This is a genomic window from Parabacteroides sp. PFB2-10, assembly GCF_029893085.1.
In the GTDB taxonomy this organism is placed as follows: domain Bacteria; phylum Bacteroidota; class Bacteroidia; order Bacteroidales; family Tannerellaceae; genus QVMG01.
Map to the genome: position 1 here is coordinate 287130 of NZ_JARXWI010000002.1, position 22913 is coordinate 310042.

Consider the following 22913-nt stretch of genomic DNA (forward strand, 5'->3'; position numbering starts at 1 on the left):
AAAAGAGCTATCTTTGTGCAGACTTATTCCAGAATCAAAAGAAATGACACCGCCAGAATCAAGAGAAAAAATACTCATTCGTACATCATGGATCAGCACGATCGGCAACTCGATTCTCTCCATTGCTAAAATCGTTATCGGGCTGGTTGCCGGAAGCCTGGCGGTATTGGGAGACGGGATCGACTCGGCCACCGATGTGATTATCTCCATTGTGATGATATTCACGGCGAAGATCATCAACAAACCGCCCAGCCGGAAATATGCCTACGGCTACGAGAAGGCGGAAAGTATAGCCACCAAGATTCTGTCGCTGGTGATTTTCTACGCCGGAGCTCAAATGCTGATCTCTTCTATCCAACGTATATTCTCCACCGAGCCCCGCGAACTACCCGGTATGCTGGCCTTGTATGTAACGGTTTTCTCGATTGTCGGCAAATGGGGACTGGCCTGGTATCAGATCAAGCAGGGTAAGAAGATCAACAGCTCTATGCTTATTGCCAACGCAAAGAATATGCAGAACGACGTGATCATCTCTATCAGTGTCTTATTGGGACTCTTCTTCACCTTTATATTGCACCTACCGATCTTAGACGCCATCACCGGGTTAGTGATCAGTGGCTTTATTATCAAGACTTCGATCAGCATCTTTATGGAATCGAATATCGAATTGATGGATGGTGTGAAAGATGAAACCATTTATGAAAAAATATTCGAGGCCGTCGAACGCGTGCCGGGGGCGCATAATCCCCACCGCGTACGTTCCCGCCAGATCGGCAGCATGTATATGATTGCGCTCGATATTGAGGTGGATGGCGAGATTACCCTAAACGAGGCGCATGAGATTGCGGATGCCGTTGAATGCAGCATCAAGGAGTACGTGGAGAATGTCTATGATATTGTGGTACATGTTGAACCCGAAGGCAAATGCCATGCGATCGAGAAATTCGGTATCGATAAGAAGATGATTGAATAAGCGCTTTAGCTGTTTTTCTGAAAGGCAATACGCTCCGCTCCGTTTAACAAATATATAATTCCGCACCTTTTATAGCCCATCTTTTGCAGAATAGATTGCATCACCAGGTTCTCCCGGTGGGTATCGACACGCATATTGCCGCATTGCCTAAAACACCAATCCAGGCAATAGAGAGCGATCCCTTTCTGTTTGCCCGAGGAGGCGATCCGGTGCGCTACGCCATAGGGCTCGCAATCCAACCACTCGCCCTCATAGATCCGCGCATAGGTTGGCTCCTCTCCTATCTTAAAATAGAAGGTGCCGACAAGTTCTCCTTCACTATCCAGGCATACATAGCTGTTGCCCTCCGTCATATCCTGCAACAGATGCTCGCGTGTCGGATAGCCATTGATCCACTGATTCGGATTACCCGTCCGCGCCATAAATTGACGGGCGTAAGCAAATATATCAAGAACCAAAGGGATATCCTCTTCGGTTGTTTTCCGTATTGTAAACATATCATTCGGTTTATTTGGAGTAAAGATATTTCTTCCCGGAGAGTTGACAAAGCGAAAACAGCGGAAAACATACCTATATCTAAGCAAATAATACGGATAGAATACATATTAATAGGTATTGCCCGCCATGCGCGTTTATCTGACATTTGCATAGAGTCAAAGGAGCTCTTTTCCGGAGAGATACGGAAAACGGCTCTTTGTAAATAGTCATTAAAAAAATATAGAATGAAGAAAACAGCAATTTTTTATGGTTCATCTTCCGGAACAACGGAGGATATCGCCGGACGTATGGCCGGTCAATTAGGAATAGATTCATCGGATGTGTATAATGTAGGCGAAGCAAGTGTTGACGATGCGGCGGCTTATGATGTATTGATATTAGGTTCTTCCACATGGGGTGTGGGCGATTTGCAGGACGATTGGGAAGGCTTTCTCCCCAAACTGAAGAAAGCCGACCTCTCGGGCAAGGCGGTGGCCATTTTCGGCGTGGGCGACAGCTCGTCATACAGCGATTCTTTCTGCGACGCGGTCGGCGTTATCTATAAAGAGTTGCAGGGTACAGGAGCCACTTTCTGCGGCGCGGTTTCTTCCGAGGGGTATTCATTCGATGATTCGGTAGCGCTGGAGGGTGACAAATTTGTCGGTCTCCCTCTCGATGAAGACAATGAAGGCAACGAGACCGACGGGCGTATAAGCCGTTGGATCGAACAACTCAAGCAGGAGTGCCTGAATGGATAATAACAAGAGAGGTTGACTTTTTAGGGTCAACCTCTCTTGTTTTCTATGATAAACATCGTGCGAAACGATTTATTTCACCCTGGCGTATAGAATATAATTATTATCGTCGTCGCCCATCTGTTCCTGGACGCGTGTAAATTTCTTACGCATACTGTCGCTTAAGGCTTCTGACTGAAGCATTTTCTCCAGCATCTCTTCCAGATTTCCCGGATCTACATTGCGGACAAAATAACCATTCTCGAACAGATAGACTGGCTGATAGACAATATCCTGCCCAACCATAAAATCATTCTCAATCCGGAAACAATTGCCTTTCAGTGTTTTCTTGTCCACAATATAGTGAGCAGGTTTTTCGCCTTCAGTCCTTCTGTCGCTCGTGCCATCCTCACTCATCGTGACAATATGTATCTGTTCACTGGTGCTTCCGACAAAGTAATCCTTCCACTCCTCGTAGCTATGTGGTTGCATCTCCCGGTTACTGTAATCCATCATAAAACGAGGTATGACCTTCATCGCATTAAAATCTATATGATATAAGGTATCTGCACGACCTGGCAGTGTCATAAAATGGGTAGCAAACAGGTCTTCTTGTTTATCTGAATAAAAACGAAGCGCCCAGGCTCCTTTATTTAAGGTAAGATGTTCGGCGGGAATCGAATCGAGCATCTCTCCATTCAGCGTTTGCATCCAGGCAATAGTTTGCGGTTGATCATTCGGTTTGGCAACGATTTCCACCAGATCGCCCTTCACACGGAAGGCACATTCGGTCAACTGACGCGGTAATGTGATCGGATCCAATACTTTCCCTGCAAAATCATACACCAGAATAGATGAGCTATAACCGCCAAACAGGTAGATCCGATTGTTGGCTTCGTCCAGGTGATAGGAGCGAACATTTCTATATTCACCGGGACCATTTCCTACTCCTCCAATATCTGAAATGAACATCCCATTCCTGTCAAACAACTTACAGGGATTATTCTGCTCAGCAAGAATAAGAATATAATTGTCCGAAATAATCGCTTTCTGTTGAGGCGAAACCAAGGCTTCATCACGATCGTCCAATTTTATGATCTCGAGCTCTTCCGTAAAATAGCTCAAAGGGAAAACAATCGTATCAGTCAATAGATCCGGATTTAGTTTAATTAATTCATTTCCTTCCACCATCACACGTTCAGCTACGACCGGCGCATCTTCCCAATAAGCCTGGGAGGTATTTTTTTTACTACAGGAGGCACACACGAGAATAAAGGCTAACAATAAGAAAAGATAATTGTTCTTGATCATATAGTTTAATTGCTTGTGGATATTTTCAATATGAATGCAATATATCAGTTAATAAGTTAACAACAATCGGTTTAATTATTCTTTTAACAATATTTCGTACTTCACATTGAGTCAATCAGTTTTGACCGATTAGTTTATCTTCAGGCAAAAAACAATAATAAAATGCTTACCAATAAGGTGTAAAGGAAAACCATCATGGAGGTACGCCCCAGTATACTATTCAGGGCTTTGCCTTCCAGTCGCATGTAGAGTCGCCAGATTCTGAGAAATAAAATGTAATAAAGAATAAAGAATAATATGACCCACCATGGTTTTCTGTAGAAAACAGGTATTGTTAATATTCCAGCCAATAGACCGTTGACAAGGTAGATGATGCGCCCATAACGCTTGCCAAACAAAACAATTGTGGTTCGTTTTTGCGATATTTTATCCTGCTCGTAATCCCGGTAATTATTAACAACCAATATATTGATAGACAAAAAACCCACCGCCAATGATAATAAAAAAGCAGAGAGCGTAAACGTCCCCGCCTGCACAAAGTAGGTAAAACAAACAGGCACGACGCCATAGAACAGCAACACGCACACATCGCCCAATCCATTATAAGCCAACGGAAAGGGACCCGCCGAATAGGCTAGTACGGTGATCGCCATCAATAGACCTACCGGCAACAGGATCCACCCGCCATAAAACAATAAAAGACAACCGCATAGGCAGGCCGCTCCGAGCGTAAGAAACGTCCCCACCAGCATCGCTTTGGGCGAGATCCACCCGGAAGCGACTGCCCGGTCGGGGCCAAGGCGATCTTCCCGGTCGGCACCTTTCTTAAAATCAAAATAGTCGTTGGCGAAATTACTGGCGATCTGAGCCAATAACGCAACGCAAAGGCATAGAATAGCCGGGATAAAAAAGAATGTATCATCGTGCTCAGCCAACGCCCAGCCAACAAGAACCGGACTGAGAGAGGCGAACAGGGTACGCGGACGGGCCGCTTCTACCCATGCCTTCATCCTATTTTTTTTCAAAACATCTTCCATTATCTATATTTATATTGCAAAGATAGTCCATTCCCCGGGAATAAATTATAGTGTGCTATCATCTACTATTTTAATTATATCTAAACAATACTGTTTATAAATTGTTATATCATAAAACAAAGCTATCTTTGCAGGCATGAAGCACTTTCTATACTTTATGGGAATTCTTTTGACGCTGCTCATGTTCTCGACTCCGGAAGAGATCATCGAGGGTGAAAGCCGTATGGCTATGAGCGAATCCTATATCGAAGAGAAGAGTGAAGCTGCCGACCTGCAACATCGGTTCGAGATGATCAGCAAAGATATGAAAAACAGCAACTGTCTGACACCTCGCCGACATATTCAGTCGACTTTTCATATTCCTAACATCCGTGTCATAAAAACAGCCACACGCATCCTGCATGAGGCACGTATCAAAGGAGCCGAACAAATCCAAAAGATTTCGGAATACAGATCTCTTTGTCAAACCACCCTAAACTCCTCCCTGTTTTGCCGATGGGGATCTCATGTATTTTCCCTTCGGAAAATCGTTATTTAGTACATATTTTCATTCTTATGCTATCCTGAATAGCCGTATGCCGCAACATTAAAACACCCGGCCTATGGTTGTTTGATCGTGCATTTTCGTAAACTCTTATTTCGATTCGACCAACCTAACAACATGTATTATTAACGATTAAAAAACAAACAGTATGTCTAAGAAAAATAATAAAATAAGCATCTATCTGTATATTCTGCTCATCATTGCCGGTTGTGTATTGGCGTGTAGTTCATTGATCACCAATGATTATCTGAAACTGATCATTGTGATGGCAACGCTTTGCGGCGGCTTGTTCGGTGTAATGAAAGGCCTGAGTAAATCAGGAAACACTGAAGAGGCCATTGAAGAATAAGCGACTTTTCACCCCTAAATCAAAAAAAGAAAATGAAGATAAACAAAGATCTGATGGATGCCATCATGATGTTGTCATTTATTGGTCTGGTATTAGTCGCCACTTCCGATTTTGAAAATATGACAACAAGAAATACCAGCATCGGTATTCTGTGTGTAACGGCAGTCCTGTCTATCGCTTTACGTTTCTTTGGTTCCAAAAAGAAAGAAGAGCCGGAGATAAGCGAAGAATAAGATATTGGTTCTATAAAAGAAAAACAGGCCGTTTCGATACTGAAACGGCCTGTTTTCTTTTTATGTCGGGAACAATTTATTTCGCTTGTTCCAACTGTAATGTTTTAGTAGGTGCATCACATACTTCGGTAGGTCCAAAATATTGGATCGGTCCCGGGTACATATAGCTTGTTTTCGATGCCCATTCGTCGCGTTTAGCCTGGAATGCCTTGAAAGGAGCCCCATCCAGTTTCACCAACGCTTTCTGGATAACCGGTTTCATTTCGCCATGGCGACGTTCCATATTCATCATCATGGTCACAGGAATACCACCGGCGATCCATTTATCGGCCGAAGCCGTTGTGTTGCGTACAGACGACATATAGCCGGTCTTACCCGCTGCAATCAGGCAGGAAGCGGTATATCCCAGTGAGTAGCAATAGTCAGCATCGTAGTTGGAAGGAGCCGCGCAACGTCCTTCATAACCGAAGAAATGATGCAAAGAAGAGAATTTACCTACAAATTTGCCCTCTTTCTTCCATTCAGCCAGTTTCTTTCCAACCATTTCTGCCAGCAGTTTTTCTGTTTCGATCAACGATACCTGTACGTTTCCGTGCGGGTCGCGATCCAACGTCAGCTGACGTGCCACACCTTCCGGCAGGCTGGCGTAGAGATCTGCATTGTCTTTAGTCAGTTTGCTAAGTATATAAGCACGCTGCTCGCTCTTTTTGATCATCTTGAATTCTACATCGTGTTTGGCCAGGTAGTCATTCAATTCGGCAATCAGGCGCTTCATGGCCGGGATAAACTCGATCAATCCTTCGGGGATCAAAATAATACCAAAATTATCTCCTTGTTCCGCCCGTTTGGCAACCACCGAAGCAATATAGGTAACGATATCGTCGAGCGACAGATTCTTAGCCTCTACCTCTTCCGAAATAATACAGATATTAGGTTGCGTCTGCAGAGCACACTCCAGCGCAATATGAGAAGCCGAACGGCCCATCAGTTTAATGAAGTGCCAGTATTTCTGAGCTGAGTTACAGTCTCTTTCAATATTTCCAATCACTTCAGAATACACTTTACAAGCCGTATCGAACCCGAAAGAGGTCTCGATCTGTTCGTTCTTCAGGTCGCCATCGATTGTTTTCGGACATCCGATCACCTGCACACCGGCATCGATCGATTTGTAATATTCTGCCAATACACAAGCATTCGTATTTGAATCATCCCCACCAATAATAACAAGGGCTTTGATATCCAGTTCTTTCAGAATTTCCAATCCTTTATCGAATTGTTCCTTCTCTTCCAATTTGGTACGTCCCGAACCGATGATATCGAAACCACCGGTATTGCGGTATTCCTCAATGATATCGGCTGTCAGTTCTTTGTATTTATGATCTACCAGACCACCAGGTCCTAAAATAAAACCATACAAACGGGAACCAGCGTTCACCGCTTTGATACCGTCAAACAACCCGGCAATCACATTATGTCCGCCCGGAGCCTGGCCGCCCGAAAGAATCACTCCCACATTGATAGCAGGCATCGCTTGCGGCGCATTGTCTTTTTCAAACGTAACGATCGGCATCCCGTAGGTATTCGGGAACAGAGCCTTGATATCCTCCTGATCGGCAACCGACTGGGTGTATTCGCCATCCACAGCCTTTACCGCACCCTTTAATGCCACAGGCACCTTCGGCTGATAGGCCGCTCTGGCAATTTGTAATGCACTTTTTGTCATTTTTATCAAATTTGTTAGTTAGAATTGCTTACATCTATTAAAAACGCTGCAAATATCGCTTTTTTTTTTCATTCTGAAAAGGATAAGCCAAACAATAGAAAGAGTATTTGTTCACACCGCCCACAGCAAATGTTAAAAAACAAAGTGTAAGCTAAAACCCTCTTTTGCTTTACAAAACGATATGTTAAAAACGAAGCAATCGAATAGTCGGAAAGGCCAAAGCATACGGAGAATTCTATCGTCGATGGGCTTCGACAGTACTGTCCATGCCCATCGACAGTTCTGTCCATGCGCTTCGACAGTACTGTCGAGGCGCATCGACGATAGAATTATGGCAGGAAAATGAGCCCAAACGGCCAAATATCAATTGGCATTTCGGGTAAAAACGAGTAATTTAACATTTATTCACTGTGTCAAATTGAAACAAACACACGGCATTTACTTACATTTTAGACAAAATCATTTTAGATACTTTAACGATCGTAATGATTGTAAGGACTTGAAAGAGAGTAAACAGAATACTTACATACCATAAAATAGACGAAGTTTCGGCAATTCATGCGGGTTTGGCGCAATTGATTTGATAATTCATTCGGCTACTTCATATATTTTTTAAAAAATCATGCCACATATTTTTTTTATGAAAATAATGTTTACATTTGGCTAAATTGTTTGAATAACAATCTCTACTTTACTATTTGTGTAAGGACTAAAAAGGTTTTGTTATTGTCTCTGTTTCAATACAAACTCTAAGACTATCAGCGAATAAGATAAAACCATTTTTTCATTTTTAATTCATAGATATATGAAGAAACGACTAACACTTTTTACGTTCCTGTTATTCCTACTTATTACAGGACAGTTCAGCGCTACGGCGCAGATCAGCGAAGGAGGACTTCCTCCCAGTTTTGAATACCCCTCTCTTTCTTTGCGCCAGGCTTCGGTGCCTTATGAGGCAAAGATCGACTTCGACGTGAATGAACTTATTCGCGAAGACCTCGAAAGAGAGACGTTGGGAGTACCGCTTCGCGCGGCCATGCTGATTCCTGAGAATATCAACCTGCTGCAAAGCGGGGAGTGGACAACGCTATCGAACGGTCAGCGGATACTCCGGTACACGATCAGTGCTCCGGGTGCTATCGCTACGCTTTTGACCTACAAGGAATTCTATATTCCTGAAGGTGGCAAGTTATTCATCTACAATGCCGACCAGACACAGGTGTTGGGAGCATACACCAGCCGTACAAATCCGTCAGGAGGTGTGTTCTCTACCCAGCTGCTGTCGGGCGACGAATTTACGTTGGAGTATGTGAGTCCGAACAAGGCGGAGGAAGACATATTGATACCGTTGGAATACCAGCCACGTATCCATATTTCCAGCATTGGCTACGGATATAACTACATGGAGACCTACGACACCCGTCCCCAGTTCCGGGCTGGTGAATCCGGTAGTTGTATGGTAGATATCAATTGTGAAGAAGGCGATAACTGGCAGGTGCAGAAAACCGGGGTTGCCAAATCGTTAACACCTATTGGCACCGGAATGTATCTTTGTACCGGTACGCTGATCAATAACACGGCTCAGGATCTGACCCCATACTACCTTACGGCATTCCATTGTTTTACATCCGGCAATAATGTTGCTTCAGCAGACGATCTTAAAATGGCGCAATACTATTTTGATTATGAATATGATACTTGTGGCAGCATTGCCGTTCGTGACGATGTAAAAACTCTTATTGGATCAGAGATGTTAGTAAGTATTCCGATCAATGGGGCTTCTGACGGAGCTTTGTTAAAGCTGGATGAGCAACCTAACTGGCCAGTCTATTTCAATGGTTGGGATAGAACAAACACGCCTATGACAAGCGGTGTAGGTATCCATCATCCTGGAGGGGATGTGAAAAAGATATCAACGGTAACGACAGCCGCGACCAATGCTTCCTGGAACGGAAGTGACGGTTCGGTCGGTGCAGAAAATGCGCATTGGAATGTGCTTTTTGCAGCCACGAAAAATGGACATAGTGTGACCGAAGGAGGTTCGTCTGGCTCTCCTCTGTTTAATCAAAATGGTTTGGTTGTCGGCACACTAAGTGGAGGGAGTTCTTCTTGTTCTAATCCGTATGGTCGAAACCTCTATGGTAAGCTTTATTATCACTGGGATCAGGCCGAAGAAAAAATGGTTGGCTATCTCGATCCGGAAGGTACAGGAGCAACCACATTAAAAGGTACCTATGTGGAAAACGGACGCCCAGCTGCTAATTTCTTTGCAAGTAGAACAACTATTTATGTGCTGACTTCCATTACTTATAAAGACCTCTCAGATAAGGCTGATACGTACGAGTGGAGCTTCGTGGGAGGAAATATTACCTCATCAACTGAGAAAGGACCGCATACGATCACTTATAACCAACCGGGTAAATATACAACAACCCTGACGATTAATAAAGGGACAGCGAATCAGTCTGTTTTAACTTTAGAAGTTAATGTTATCGAAAAAGGAGATAATCCGGAAGCCCCGGTGGCCTTATTTGCTATAAAGGAAGATATAGTTTTGGCAGAAGGGTTTGATGAAAGAATATCAAGTACTAATTTTCTGCCAGAAGGATGGGCTATAGAGAATGATGCAGCAAGCACAAGTACAAATCAGTGGATTTCAGCTAACCCGGGTGGTTCTGCTCCTGTTTTCAGTACAATCGATCCGAATAGCCGCTATTCCGCAATGGTCAATCGTGATGAGGAAAATATTGTTAACACATGGCTGAAAACGCCAACCGTGATGATACCAAATAATGCTCGAATGGAATTCTACGCTGGATATGGGTCATTTGCTTTGGAAAATGGTATACTGACTTGTTATATTATAGAAGACGGAAATGAACCAGTGTCAGTGTGGAGCAATGCAACCGAGATTGGTGGGTCATTCGCCTGGAATTGGTATCACCAAAGGGTTGACTTATCAGCTTTTGCAGGCAAAGAGGTTCAGATAGCCTGGCAATATTATGGACAGGGTGGAAACCTGGCTGGGCTCGATGGCGTTCAATTAACACAGGCTTTCCCAGGAGAAAAAATAACCATCAACGTAGGTGATTATATCAAACTGACCGATTTGTCTACAGGGCCTCCTATCCTTTATGATTGGAGATTCGAGGGAGCTGTTACTGAAACATCCACAGTGGAGGAACCAAAGGTACAATACCTCACCCCAGGTACGTATGATATCACCCTGTTTGTGAAGAACTATCAAGGAGAGCATAGTTACACCCTTGAGGATGCTGTTACGGTAGTGGCAGAAACGCCCGAAGCAAATTTTGAAGCTATTGTGGAAAGAGGATATACCTTGACCACTTTCGGTCCGTTTGCTCCGAAAGAAGCGAATGTCTATTTTGCCGATAAATCGAATAAGTATCCTACCAAGTGGAATTGGAAATTCTACGGTGCAACACCAGCTTCCTCTAAAAAGCAAAACCCCGGCAAGGTTGTATACGACAAAACGGGTGATTTTGATTTTGAATTGGGCATTTCCAACAGCAAAGGAAGCGATAAGGTCGAAATTGAAAACTTTGCCAAGATCGGTTATACAACAGGTGATATATGGAATCTGCTGCCAGGAGAAAAGGGTATGACGGTGTATAGTTACGCGGAGAATGCATATCTCTCTGGTACAAATAAAGGGGATATTGGTGCTATGGCGGAAAGGTTCGATGCGCCGGTTGAACTGGGAAAGATCGAATCTGTCGATATTTCGATTTCAGTTGGAAGTATATCGGGTGGTAACGATCTGACAGTAAAAATTGCTCGTGAAGCGGGCGGTCTGCCGGGCGCTACTTTGGTAGAGAAAGTATTGCCACTTGCCGCAATCAACCTCAATGGGTATACTACCGTTACCTTCGATGAACCATTAGTTATAAACGAAGCATTTTATGTTGTGGTAGATGGGTTTAGGCAAAACAAGGCTGTTGGTGCCATTACCACTTCTGTGATCAGAGGAGGTGCTACTCCTAAGAATACGGCCTATGCGGAGTATTATCTTGATGTATTTGGGTTTTTTTATTTGCCTTTGGGTTGGATGCCATATAGTGATATCTTCACAGATGTAGCTATCTCAATGAATATTGTACCTAAGTTTACCTATGTTCCCTTTGAGTTAGATGGTGATTTGTCTACGAAATGGAAGAATAAGGATTCGCGAACAGGTAGGGTTGAAGTTCACACTTCTATACCTTGGAAAGCAACTGCGAGCTCATGGATAACTATTCAAAATGAGGAAGGTACAGGCGATGGAGGCTTTACCTATACGGTGCAAGAGAATACCGGTAGTGCCAGACGTGGTTTAATCACTGTGTCATTGGCTGGTGGTCTTATTTCGAAATATGTCATTGTGGAACAGGCAGCGACCACTCCAACCAACTTGACAGCTAAAGTAATGGATGTGGATGGACATGTTGAATTAAACTGGGAAACGGGCTTGCCTCAGGTGGAGTATTTCGACGATATAGAGAATTACGTACCGTTTACACTCGATCCACAAAGCGCTATTGGATGGAGCTTTATCGATGGTGATGAAGGCATTCCTTTTAAAATAACAGAGGATCCAGATTATGACTATCCGAATTCCGAAAAGCCGTGTGCCTTTATTGTCTATACTCCGTCAGAGACGACACCGGCTGCTAGTACGTCTGATAGCTTTGCGCCGCATAGTGGTAAGAATTACTTAGGATGCGCATCAAACTCGGCTGGTGTTGAAAATAATGACTGGCTGATTAGTCCGCTGTTAGAATTCGATACTGAATTTACCTTCTCGTTCTGGGCAAAATCTGTTTCTGGTTCATTCGGGTTAGAGCGGTTCAAAGTAGCCTATTCAACTACCGGCAAAGCACAGCAAGACTTTACGGTTATCTCTGAAGGTGCATATGTAGAACCTTCTACGACCTGGACAAATTATAGCTATACTATACCGGCTGATGCTAAATATGTAGCCATCAACTGTGTTTCATCAGATTGTTTCATGTTGGGTGTGGATGATATTTATATTGGTACAGGATCCGCTCCGGATATAGAATATAATATGATTAATGCTCCTGTTCAAACAAAGGCGACTGCTGGTTCATTCGTTAAAAAGGCGCCTGCCACAAGCATTGCTCCTACCTATACACCGGAAGAACAACAGATGATTGATGATATCAAATCAGGAAAGATTGATATTAGCAAGCCTATGCTACTTAGGGATAAGGATACAAACAAAGTCATTAAAACGACTTTCAAAAATCTGTTCTCTGAAGAAACACAAAGTAATCTGGAGGTCGCTGTGATGTCTCTTCCTACAGCAGCCAGTATCAAGCCGGTGGAAAGAGAAGCAACGGGTGTAACAACTGAGATTCCAACAGCCGAGTTGGCCTTTACGGACGGTATACCAACAAGTAACTCGATTGGATCAGCTACTGGAGGTGACTTTGAAGTGGCAATAAAATTGACAGGCTTAGAAACGTATAAATATAATGGTGCGAAAATCAAATCAGTTAATCTGCATCTTACGTCAGAACCAGAAGACGGTATTACCATAAATATTCGTCGTGGTGAAGAACTTATTCATTCGCAAAAGGTAGCCAACCCGACAGTAGGCGAAGTGATAAGTATTGAATTGGATAAAGATGTTGAAATCGATGCAACCCAAGATATGTATATTGGATATGCATTTACTCAGAAACTTCCTAGTGGTGATGCAGTCAACTATGTTCCGACAGTCGATGTAGGACCTGCCGTTCAAGGCAAGGGAGACCTAATTGCAGTGCCAGGAGAACCATTCGAAAGTATTGGGGCTATGGGATTAAATTACAACTGGTTGATCACTGTATCGGTAGAGGATATTCCGAACGAACCGACGCGCTATGCGATCTATCGCAATGGACGGATGGTAGGTTCAACAGATAAATTGACTTATACCGACCAGGTTCTCTCGGAAGTAAATGCTTACAGGGTGACTGCAACCAATCTGTATGATTTGGAATCATTGCCAAGCAAAGAAGCTATGGTAACGTATGCGGTTCATAACATCACACTGCCAACCCTCGATGGTATCTCTTATAACACAGACAATCGCAAGGTGTTGCGTGGTAGAGACTATCCTTTCAAAGTGCTTGTTGCTGATGATTATGACGCTTCTGAAATGAACGTTACGGTTGATAAGGGACATACTTTGGTTGACAATCAGAATCAGTCTTATGTTATCAAGCGAGTGATTAGTGATGTGACAGTATCTATCGACGGTGTTGTAGCCACTCATATGGTAACATTCAGCCTGGATGATCCGGCTATTGCTGAATTAATCACGACCGATCCGACACCGGGTACTTATAAATTCAACCATGGAGAAAACTTTGTGTTGACTCTTCGGATGGATGACGACGTTAAACTCGATGAACCCTACCTGGTGATCAACGAAAAGGATATAAAAGAAGCTACGGCGATTGAAAAGAAGGATGGAGCAACTCTTTATACCTTTAATGTTCCTGTGACAGAAGATATGACTATCAGTCTGTACGGTGATCCGGTTTCTATTGGCCAGATAGAGAATGCAGATAATGTAGTATGGACTACCGAAGGACATATCTTTATCGAGCATAAAGGAAATCGCAAGACAGAAAATGGTGATATCCGCGTTTATTCAATGGGTGGACAGACGCTTCAGATTGCACCGCTCAAAGCAGGCGAAACCGTATGCCAGGTTCCGGCAGGCAACTATATCGTGGTTGTCGACGGCGAAAGCTTTAAAGTGATTGTGAAGTAAAACGAACTTGATAAGGGTTTCCCCTTATCACATACTCTACTTATATTAACGAGACTGTCTCATCAGAGGCAGTCTCGTTTCGTTTTCCTGAAGAAGAGAGGGAATAAAAGAAAAAGGTCAAACAGTATTTGTTACTGTCTGACCTTTCTTTTGTCGGGGTACCAGGATTCGAACCTGGGACCCCCTGCTCCCAAAGCAGGTGCGCTAACCGGACTGCGCTACACCCCGAATATCTTTGTTTTTTTCTTTCGCAAAAAGGTCGCTTCCTCAATGCGGTTGCAAAGGTAGGGTTTTATTTTAAAAGTCAAAATAATTTCTTTGTTTTTTAATTCTTATCGGCAGAGAATCTTTTCTCACGCCGGTGAGAATTTTTTCTCATATTTAAAAAAGATTATGAGAATAACGTTTACCTACCTTATTTCGCTTTTATTCCGTATTTTTGTTTCCTATAAATACAGATAGAGAGAACTTATGGCTTATCCGGATAGTACAGAGATTGCTTATTTCGCATCGGGATGTTTTTGGGGAACACAGTATCATTTTGATAAATTTCCCGGCGTAGTGGAGACTTTTGTCGGCTATATGGGCGGCCGGAAAGAGAATCCGACCTACGAAGAGGTGAAAACCGGCGATACCGGCCATGTAGAAACGATCATGGTGGTCTACGATCCCGAAAAAACAACCTACCGCCAATTGACGAAACTCTTCTTCGAAACGCACGACTTCACCCAGATCGGTGGGCAGGGACCGGATATCGGCAGCCAATACCGTTCGGTTATCTTCCCGGGCGATGATTACCAGCAAACGATAGCCGAAGAGGTTATGGAGACATTAAACGCTATGGGACACCCTGTGGCAACGGCTATGGAACCGGCCTCCGTATTCTGGATCGCGGAAGAGTATCACCAAAAGTATTACGACAAATCGAACGGAACGCCCTATTGCCACATCTACCGGAAGATTTTCTGATAATTACTCGTTGAAATTTCTTTTCTCATCGACGATATACTCGGGACGCGCCTTGATCTCATCGAAGAGAATCCCGATATAAGTGCCTAAGACCCCTACCGTAATAAGCTGGACACCGCCAAAGAAGATGATAGTAAACATAATGGAGGTCCAGCCCGACTCAGCATTGCTGAAGCCGTAAATCTTCCCCAGTGTAAACCAAACGGCCAGGATAATGCCTACAACCACCGCCACAAAGCCCAGTCCGAGTGCGAGCTTCAACGGACGTTTCGAGAAATAGAGCAGCGCGTTGGAGGCAAAACTAAACATCTTGCTCAGCGGATACTTTGTCTCTCCGGCAATCCGTGCTTCGCGTTCGTAGTAGAACGGTACCTGTTTGAAGCCAACCCAACTGATCAGCCCGCGGATATACTTCCCTTTTTCCTTCAGGCGGTCGAACTCATCCATCACCTTTCGGTCGATCAGGCGGAAGTCACCCGTGTCTAAGGGGAAATCCACTTCACTCATGGAGTTCATGGTTCGGTAAAACATTTTTGCCGTCAATAGCTTGAATCGGCTTTCTCCGGCTCTGGATTTACGGACGCAGTAAACCACATTCGCCTCTTCTTGTTCCTGTAGGGCTAAGATGTCCGGAATCAATTCAGGTGGATCTTGCATGTCAGCGTCTAAGATAATAGCCAGATCGGCATCGCAATGGTGAATACCGGCCGTCACAGCCGGCTGATGCCCGAAGTTACGGGAGAAATGAATCACCTTGACCTCAGCGTCTTTTTTCGCTATTTCTTCGAGCAACTCACGGGTCTTGTCCCGGCTACCGTCGTTTATGAATATAATTTCTGTCGGATTTTGTATGGTATCAAGTACCGCTTTGGTGCGGCGGTAGGCTTCCGCTATTACCATTTCCTCATTGTAGCACGGTATGATAAGCGCCAGTTTCTTCATGATTCTATGATTTAAAGGTAATGTATTTATTCATTATGAAATTGATGACCGTATAAAACACCATAGCGATCAATTGATTGTAGTAGGGATCGATCGTAAGTGTACGGTTCAGGTATAACAACAAACCTAATTGAAGCAGGTAGCAGACGCCAAAAACAGCACCAAAACGCAAGGCACTCACCAGCCAACCCTGTGTGCTCCGGAAGGTCCATTGCTTATTGAGAATAAAACTATTCAATACTCCTGCCACATATCCGGTAATATTGGACACCACATCCGATATTCCGAACACTTTCATCATAACCCAAATAACAACAGCCGTAATTAAGGTATTGCTCACGCCGACAACACCATATTTCAATGCCTGCTTAATTGTCTCCATCCTGCATGATCATATCTGTGATTTCTTCTTTTGTCAGTTCTTTCACGTTGGTAATAGTAAATCCTTTCGACAGAAAGTCGCCATACTGGTTACATTCTGTAATGAGACTATCCAATACCCGCTTAATATCGGCGCGTATCGGTACTAAAAAGAGTAGCTCTACGTACTGGTCTTCAATCGTCAGCCGTTCGATATCGCAATCCTGCTTAGGCAACAGGTAAGCAAATTCCCGCTCGATCACCTGCCGTTGGTATTCCTCAAACGTCTTCTTTTCTTTGGAAAGGATAAGTACATAGAAACGAAGTTTTTCCTCTTTTCCGCCCAATCCGGTCGATATATAGATTTGTTTTTCGTCCGAGAGTTCTGACTCTAACGAGATGCGCGACTCCATCAAGGCCATATAGGCCCAATCGGCAATAGCCGTGTCGGGATGTTGCACATATTCTTCCAACAGACGATAAGCTCTCACAGATTTCGCGGAAGCTAAAGTGGTCAAAAGATGTTTTTTCTCTTCTTCCGGGATGTCTTCGCGCATCAATAACTGATAAACCCCTTCACTTTCTTCATCGTTTAAAGGATCCGGTGATTCATTCTTGCGCATATTCTCCGCGTATTTGAAGTATTCCATCTGTCTGTCGACAGGCACACGTTGCTCTAAAACATGGAAATGCCCTTCCATTTTGCTGAAGGAGTCGCGAAATTCTTTAAAAACATCTTCATCTTTCTTCATAGATCTCACTTTTTAATTATCACTTCGCCACAAACCTGAAATTATAACAAAGGTACTCCTTTTTCCCAAATAAAAAAGACTACCTCGAAAGATAGTCTTTTGTTTATTGAATTGTTGAAGCAAGGAATTACTCCACAGAAACGGCTTCGTAGACAGGGATCGTAAACCAGAAACAGGAGCCTTTGCCCGGTTTCGATTCTACGCCGATCTGTCCGTTCATCCCTTCCACCAGGCTTCGGCAGATAGACAACCCCAGGCCTGAGCCTTGCGCAAAGTCATTCAGTTTCACAAAGCGGTCGAATATCTTTTCAATATTCTCCGGCGAAATACCCATGCCGGTATCTTCGACATAGAATTTGATATATCCGCCCTCAACAAGGTGATAGCCTAATCTGACATGTCCCTGTTCGGTAAACTTCAGCGAGTTGGTGATGAAGTTCATAAGCACCTGCTTCACCCGGCTTGAGTCGGCATAGATCATGCTGTCCGGCTCAGAGTCATCATACTGCAATTCGACGCCCACCGGCAGTTCCCGCGTCTGAAAGGATTGCATCACCTCTTCGCACAATGCACGCACGCCATATTCTTTTTTGGCAAAATTGAAAGTGCCCGACTCAATCTTCGACAGGTCAAGGATATCGGTTACCAGCTTCAGCAACAGCTCGTTGTTCTTCTGGATAATGGTTATAAACTCTTTGCGTTCCTTCTCATCCTCCGTTTCAGCCAATAGGTCGGAGAAACCGATGATCGAGTTCAGCGGCGTACGGATCTCATGGCTCATATTCGCCAGGAAGGCCGATTTCAATTTGTCTAACGCCTCCGCTTTGTTCTTGGCCAGAATCATCTCTTTCAACTCTGTAATATCATAGCTAACACCGATCAGTTCGCGTGTCTCATCCTGCAAATTATTCTTCACGATAAAGGTGCAACGCAGCCACTTCATCTTCTCTTCATCGCTGAGTACACGAATCTCTTTTTCATAGCTATTTGCTTCGCCCGCAACCGCCTTTTCATAGAAGGCCTGGATATCCCTGAAGTCATCCGGATGCAAATGCTGATATACATCCATCAGATTGTCATTCAACGCAGACTGGGCCGACATGCCCAGGTTGAGGAACCACTGACTGATGCCAAATCCTGTCCGGCTGTTTAGGTCCCATTTAAAGTAACCCACCTTCGCCAAATTGGCAACCAAGGAGAAATATTCTTCAAACTCCTGGATCTTCAGATAGGCATTGGTGGTTTCTGTATTATTTATGATAAGACAGAGGTAATATTGTATTTGCCCCTGATCGTCCATAACAGGTGCCATCTTTACCGTTAGGTCTTGCATCGGCATTTCTGTAAAATCAGCATCATAGACACTTCGCAGTTGATTCAAGTCGTATTTAATCTTGAAATCGACAATCTCTCCCCGCTTCACTTTCTTCTGTTCTTCCAGCGGAATCATCGGATGCATGAAGATATTAAACCCTTCCGTTGGCCCTGCTTTATCCAATCCAAGTATCTCAAGCGCTTTTTCGTTGTTCTGGATCAAGTAGCCGTCTTTGTCAAACAACTCAAACCCGATAGGCAGGCTATCGTAGACCGAACGTAATAGTTTTTCATTATCCTCTAAAGCCTTATGTACCTTCTCTATATCGGTTACATCCAATACAAGGGAGATCACTTCGTTTTCCTTCAGAGAAAATTTGATAACCCGGCAATGCTTATCGATATCAGGCATCGGATAATCCAATTCGATATGCTTATCGGTATTGACCACCTCTACCAAATGCGGAAGATCGCCAAAAGCTCTTGACTGGGAGCCTTTCAGTCCGACTATTTCTTCCGCCTTGCGTCCGGTGATGCGCTCTATCTCTTTATTGGCATTAGTATAGATAAAATCAACCGGCGTGCCCTCTTCGTCATACACAAGCTCGACCGGCAGGAAGCCTATCGGCATGTGCTGGTAGAGGTTCTGCAGATACTCCTTATCTTCCTGGATCCGTGCCTTCGACTTGGCCAATTCAAAACTGATATTGATAATATGCATCAATGAGGAGAACCAACGGTAGTCTTCTTCCGCCCAGTTGCGTTGCTTGTCTACGATATCGATACCGGCATAGCCCCAGATCGTATTGTCCTGGTTCACAAAAGGAACGACCATCAGCGATTTGATATTCTGCGCGGCCAGAAACTCTTTATCGACTATATCCCATTCGGGCAGGTCATCCAGAGTGTTCAGGATGATCGGGTTCTGGGTCAGGATTTGTTGATTCCACCAAGTATCGGGCTCAAAGAACACATTCTGTAGGTTATGGATCTCCTCCAGTCCCGGACGGCTTACAGCTTCGTAGGTATTGCTTTGGTTCATATCTTTCCAGTTGAACTCAAAGATATACGCCCTTTCCGCACTATAATAATTAACCAAAGACTGCAGGATATTATTTACCATATCATCCAGGTTTTCGCTCTGCAGGAAAGTAAACAACGACTTGGATATACCATTCAACTGATAGATCAGGTTGCTGACGGTTTCGTTAGCAATACCTACCTGTTCATCATCCTGCCGTTTTTCCTGATGCAACAAACCGGCTACGACATCTCTGTCGACATCTTTCTTAAAGCGGCTATTTACCCAAACGATATGATCGTTCACATAGAGAGGAAAAGCCAGGTGAACTATTTGCAACTCGGAATCAGTCGTAATCTTCTCAACAACACGCGCCCTGTAGTCTTCACGTATCATTTTATAAAACTCCTGTAAATCTATTTCATTCGATGGCAAGCCCAACAGATCGACAATAGAATCCGAACAGATAAATTGTTTTTCATTTAGTTTTATTTCCCACCAGCCAAGATCAAGCATATCGCTTATCGCCTGTATTCTTTGTGACTCAGGGTTGTTTTTCGTGTTTTCGTTCACACCGGATAAACTCATACTGTAATAAATTAGTTCACACACTTTGTTTTTCAAGGCACAAAGTTAACATTTCAGCGTTCTTTCTCAACAATTTATCTAAAAAAAAGGTATAAAAATCCTGTTATGTTCATTCATAAATAAAAAATACCCATTTGTTTGCAAATGTTAAAATTGACATTTTCATCAAAACCCACAAATATCATTTTGTAATTTCAGCGGGATTTTGCGCGCAAAAAAGCGGGACTTTGAAGACAAACTCCCGGGAGAAACACTTTTTAACGTATGGATTTGTAAGTAAAACGGCTGTTTTGCTTACAATCGCGATTTTAACATTTCGCACAATCCAATCCGATCCATTCCGAAACAGAGGCAAAAAAAGCCATCCCGCAAAAGCAGGATGGCTTTTCTATCTCTTCGAAAAAAGAGAATCAAATTCCTTTTTCACGCAATTTGGCAAGCATATCTCTGGTCATACTGTCCAGGTCGTACTCCGGTTTCCAGCCCCACTCTTCGCGGGCACAGGTGTCATCCAACGAGTTTGGCCACGAATCGGCAATCTTCTGACGCAGGGGATCTACCTTATATTCCATCTTGAAATCCGGAATATACTGACGGATGCTGGCGGCAATAATCTCCGGATCGAAGCTCATGGCCGTCACATTAAACGAGTTGCGGTGTACAAACTTCGTCGGGTCAGCCTCCATAATTTCGATAGCCGCGCGCAAACCGTCAGGCATATACATCATATCCATAAAGGTACCGGCAGCAATAGGACATTCAAAAGTTTCGCCTCTGACGGCCGAATAATAGATATCCACGGCATAGTCGGTCGTTCCTCCGCCCGGAGGGGTCACATAAGAGATCAGTCCCGGAAAACGTACCGAACGGGTATCGACCCCAAAGCGTACATAATAATAATCGCTCAACAATTCGCCGGAGACTTTCGTCACACCATACATCGTGTGCGGATTACGAATCGTATCCTGCGGCGTTTTGTCCTTCGGTGAATTTTCTCCGAACACACCGATAGAGCTGGGAGTAAACACGGCGCATTTCTTTTCACGCGCTACTTCCAACACATTGAACAGACCGTCCATTCCGATTTTCCAAGCTAATTGAGGTTTGATTTCAGCGACAGCAGAGAGCAATGCTGCCAGGTTGTAGATCGTATCGATATTGTATTTCGATACCGTTTCGGCAATAAGTTGTTCGTTTGTAATATCCACAATGGCAGAGGGACCCGACTCCTTCAATTCTCCTTTAGGCTCAGCCCCGGGAATATATCCTGCCACAATGTTTCCACTATAAAGATTGCGCAACTTCATTGTCAGTTCAGAGCCTATTTGACCAGTAGCTCCAATCACTAATACATTCTTCATGCGTTTATGCGTTTAAAATTTAGTTTTAAGTTTTTTCCTCTACAAAGGTAGATAGAATTCTATTCTTTATCTCTTTTTTACCCTCTTTTTTCACCTGAATCGAAGAAAAAGCCCTGCAACTGGATCGTCTATATAAAGATCACATCCTAAAGGTAACACTCTCTGTCTGGGGATCGAAATCAGTATTTGCGAAGTCAATATATTTCATTATCTTTCGAAATTCAAATAAATCATAGGGGATGAAGAAATTTATTGTTTTCATATTACTGATAGTCGGAATAACTTCCTGCCATTCTCCAAACGCACATACGGAGAAAAGTATTCTTTCCATAGATATAAATCAACAGGATGAATTATCCTCCATGTTGGATAGTCATTACACCTATACTATTCTTGAGACCTGCGACGAAAGTCTTATCAATGAGATCACCAAAATAGAGCTGACAAAAGATCGTATTTATATTTTAGATGCGAGAAGTAGAGCAATTGTCATCTTCGACAAAAACGGGAAATTTATCAATCGAATACACAAAATCGGACAAGGTCCCGGAGAATACGCTTCACTCACTGATATAGCAATCGCAAACTCGCATATCTATATATTAGCAAGAGATCGCATTATTGTGTACAGCGAAGATGGCAAATGGATAAAAACGACGCCTTTAGATACCTATTACAACTATTTTCATTTAATAAATGACAAGTTAGCGTATCTGTATTCGGGAAAGTCAAACCCTTCCATGTATGACTTCGCACTGTTCGACCTCACGTCTAACTCTTTCATTAACAGGATTTCTCCCTATGACAAAATAGACAGCTATCTACCTCATCATTCTCCATTCTACGAAACAGATTCAAAGGAGTTGATGATAATTAATGAGTATGATTACAATATATATGCGTTAACCGACAATGATCTGACGGCTGTGTACACACTTGATTTCAATACAAAAAACAAACTACCTGAAGACTACGAAAAGACGGAAAGAATGGAATTACATAGTCAATTATCCTTTTCTTCTGTGGTGACCCGTGTAGGATGCTTTAATAAATCAGATGATTTCATTGCTTTGACATTTCCGCTGTTTCATCAGGAATATGCCATTCGAAATCATTTGGCTGTAATTAATTGTAAAAACGGGGAAATAAAACATATCCGGCTTGGAGACAAAAGAGATCCTGAATTTCCTTATTTTTCGAATCCGAAATTAATTCAAAATGGATATATTACTTCTGCCGTCAATGCAAATTCATTATTACATATTGAGGAGATAATATCACAATCCCACTTCAAAGAAAAAATATCTGAAGAAGACAACCCGGTCCTGTTCTTTTATAGATTGAAAGATTGGTAAACCTTTCTCAAAAAACGCATAACAGGGAAAGAGAACCGAGCTGGTTCTCAGGTATAGACTTGAATAGATCGCCATTTTTTATC

The 22913-nt window shown here is 43.3% G+C and carries 17 protein-coding genes and 1 tRNA gene; 8 read left to right on the forward strand and 10 right to left on the reverse strand.

Annotation, left to right across the window (positions count from 1 at the left end):
- Nucleotides 1-43: 43 nt before the first annotated feature.
- The gene (locus tag M2137_RS03080; protein WP_280764992.1) at nt 44-973 is read left to right on the forward strand and encodes a cation diffusion facilitator family transporter; all 930 of its coding nucleotides are present in this window, start codon (nt 44-46) and stop codon (nt 971-973) included.
- Between the two features lie 5 nt (nt 974-978).
- Here M2137_RS03080 and M2137_RS03085 read toward each other — a convergent pair whose 3' ends face one another.
- Nucleotides 979-1470: a GNAT family N-acetyltransferase gene (locus M2137_RS03085; protein WP_280764993.1), complete on the reverse strand. Its 492-nt coding sequence runs from the start codon at nt 1468-1470 to the stop codon at nt 979-981.
- A gap of 225 nt (nt 1471-1695) precedes the next feature.
- On the opposite strand from M2137_RS03085, the gene fldA reads away from it, so the two are divergent.
- Complete coding sequence (gene fldA, locus M2137_RS03090) at nt 1696-2208, forward strand: flavodoxin FldA (RefSeq protein ID WP_280764994.1); 513 nt, start codon at nt 1696-1698, stop codon at nt 2206-2208.
- Nucleotides 2209-2277: 69 nt separating this feature from the next.
- Here fldA and M2137_RS03095 read toward each other — a convergent pair whose 3' ends face one another.
- Nucleotides 2278-3495 (reverse strand): 6-bladed beta-propeller, encoded by a 1218-nt coding sequence (locus tag M2137_RS03095; RefSeq protein ID WP_280764995.1) that lies wholly within the window; start codon nt 3493-3495, stop codon nt 2278-2280.
- Nucleotides 3496-3635: 140 nt separating this feature from the next.
- Complete coding sequence (locus M2137_RS03100; RefSeq protein WP_280764996.1) at nt 3636-4532, reverse strand: 1,4-dihydroxy-2-naphthoate polyprenyltransferase; 897 nt, start codon at nt 4530-4532, stop codon at nt 3636-3638.
- 136 nt (nt 4533-4668) lie between these two features.
- Here M2137_RS03100 and M2137_RS03105 point away from each other — a divergent pair, with 136 nt between their 5' ends.
- The 3 genes from M2137_RS03105 to M2137_RS03115 all read left to right on the forward strand — a co-directional run bounded on the left by M2137_RS03105 (nt 4669) and on the right by M2137_RS03115 (nt 5658).
- The gene (locus M2137_RS03105) at nt 4669-5070 is read left to right on the forward strand and encodes a hypothetical protein (protein ID WP_280764997.1); all 402 of its coding nucleotides are present in this window, start codon (nt 4669-4671) and stop codon (nt 5068-5070) included.
- 154 nt (nt 5071-5224) lie between these two features.
- Nucleotides 5225-5425 carry a hypothetical protein gene (locus M2137_RS03110; protein ID WP_280764998.1) on the forward strand — a complete coding sequence of 67 codons (201 nt, stop codon included), beginning with the start codon at nt 5225-5227 and terminating at the stop codon, nt 5423-5425.
- A gap of 32 nt (nt 5426-5457) precedes the next feature.
- Entirely contained in the window at nt 5458-5658 is a 201-nt protein-coding gene (locus M2137_RS03115; RefSeq protein WP_280764999.1) for a hypothetical protein, read from the forward strand.
- Nucleotides 5659-5734: 76 nt separating this feature from the next.
- On the opposite strand, the gene M2137_RS03120 is transcribed toward M2137_RS03115, so the two are convergent.
- Complete coding sequence (locus M2137_RS03120; protein ID WP_280765000.1) at nt 5735-7381, reverse strand: diphosphate--fructose-6-phosphate 1-phosphotransferase; 1647 nt, start codon at nt 7379-7381, stop codon at nt 5735-5737.
- 805 nt (nt 7382-8186) lie between these two features.
- On the opposite strand from M2137_RS03120, the gene M2137_RS03125 reads away from it, so the two are divergent.
- A complete protein-coding gene (locus tag M2137_RS03125) occupies nt 8187-14168 on the forward strand; it encodes a choice-of-anchor J domain-containing protein (protein ID WP_280765001.1) in 5982 nt (1993 codons plus the stop codon).
- Nucleotides 14169-14321: 153 nt separating this feature from the next.
- Here M2137_RS03125 and M2137_RS03130 read toward each other — a convergent pair.
- Nucleotides 14322-14396: transfer RNA gene (locus M2137_RS03130), tRNA-Pro, on the reverse strand.
- A 243-nt stretch (nt 14397-14639) separates the two neighbouring features.
- Between M2137_RS03130 and msrA the strand changes: the two genes are divergently transcribed.
- A complete protein-coding gene (msrA, locus tag M2137_RS03135; RefSeq protein ID WP_280765002.1) occupies nt 14640-15137 on the forward strand; it encodes a peptide-methionine (S)-S-oxide reductase MsrA in 498 nt (165 codons plus the stop codon).
- A gap of 3 nt (nt 15138-15140) precedes the next feature.
- Here msrA and M2137_RS03140 read toward each other — a convergent pair whose 3' ends face one another.
- The 5 genes from M2137_RS03140 to M2137_RS03160 all read right to left on the reverse strand — a co-directional run bounded on the left by M2137_RS03140 (nt 15141) and on the right by M2137_RS03160 (nt 21475).
- On the reverse strand, nt 15141-16079 hold the full coding sequence (locus M2137_RS03140; protein WP_280765003.1) for a glycosyltransferase family 2 protein: 939 nt from the start codon (nt 16077-16079) through the stop codon (nt 15141-15143).
- 4 nt (nt 16080-16083) lie between these two features.
- The gene (locus M2137_RS03145) at nt 16084-16461 is read right to left on the reverse strand and encodes a GtrA family protein (protein ID WP_280765004.1); all 378 of its coding nucleotides are present in this window, start codon (nt 16459-16461) and stop codon (nt 16084-16086) included.
- Nucleotides 16448-17191, reverse strand: a complete 744-nt coding sequence (locus M2137_RS03150; protein ID WP_280765005.1) for a hypothetical protein — start codon at nt 17189-17191, stop codon at nt 16448-16450. Before M2137_RS03150 ends, M2137_RS03145 begins: the two co-directional genes overlap by 14 nt.
- A 127-nt stretch (nt 17192-17318) precedes the next feature.
- On the reverse strand, nt 17319-20114 hold the full coding sequence (locus tag M2137_RS03155; protein WP_280765006.1) for an ATP-binding protein: 2796 nt from the start codon (nt 20112-20114) through the stop codon (nt 17319-17321).
- A gap of 410 nt (nt 20115-20524) precedes the next feature.
- Nucleotides 20525-21475 carry an NAD-dependent epimerase/dehydratase family protein gene (locus tag M2137_RS03160; protein WP_280765007.1) on the reverse strand — a complete coding sequence of 317 codons (951 nt, stop codon included), beginning with the start codon at nt 21473-21475 and terminating at the stop codon, nt 20525-20527.
- Between the two features lie 239 nt (nt 21476-21714).
- Here M2137_RS03160 and M2137_RS03165 point away from each other — a divergent pair, with 239 nt between their 5' ends.
- A complete protein-coding gene (locus M2137_RS03165; RefSeq protein ID WP_280765008.1) occupies nt 21715-22830 on the forward strand; it encodes a 6-bladed beta-propeller in 1116 nt (371 codons plus the stop codon).
- Nucleotides 22831-22913: the final 83 nt, after the last annotated feature.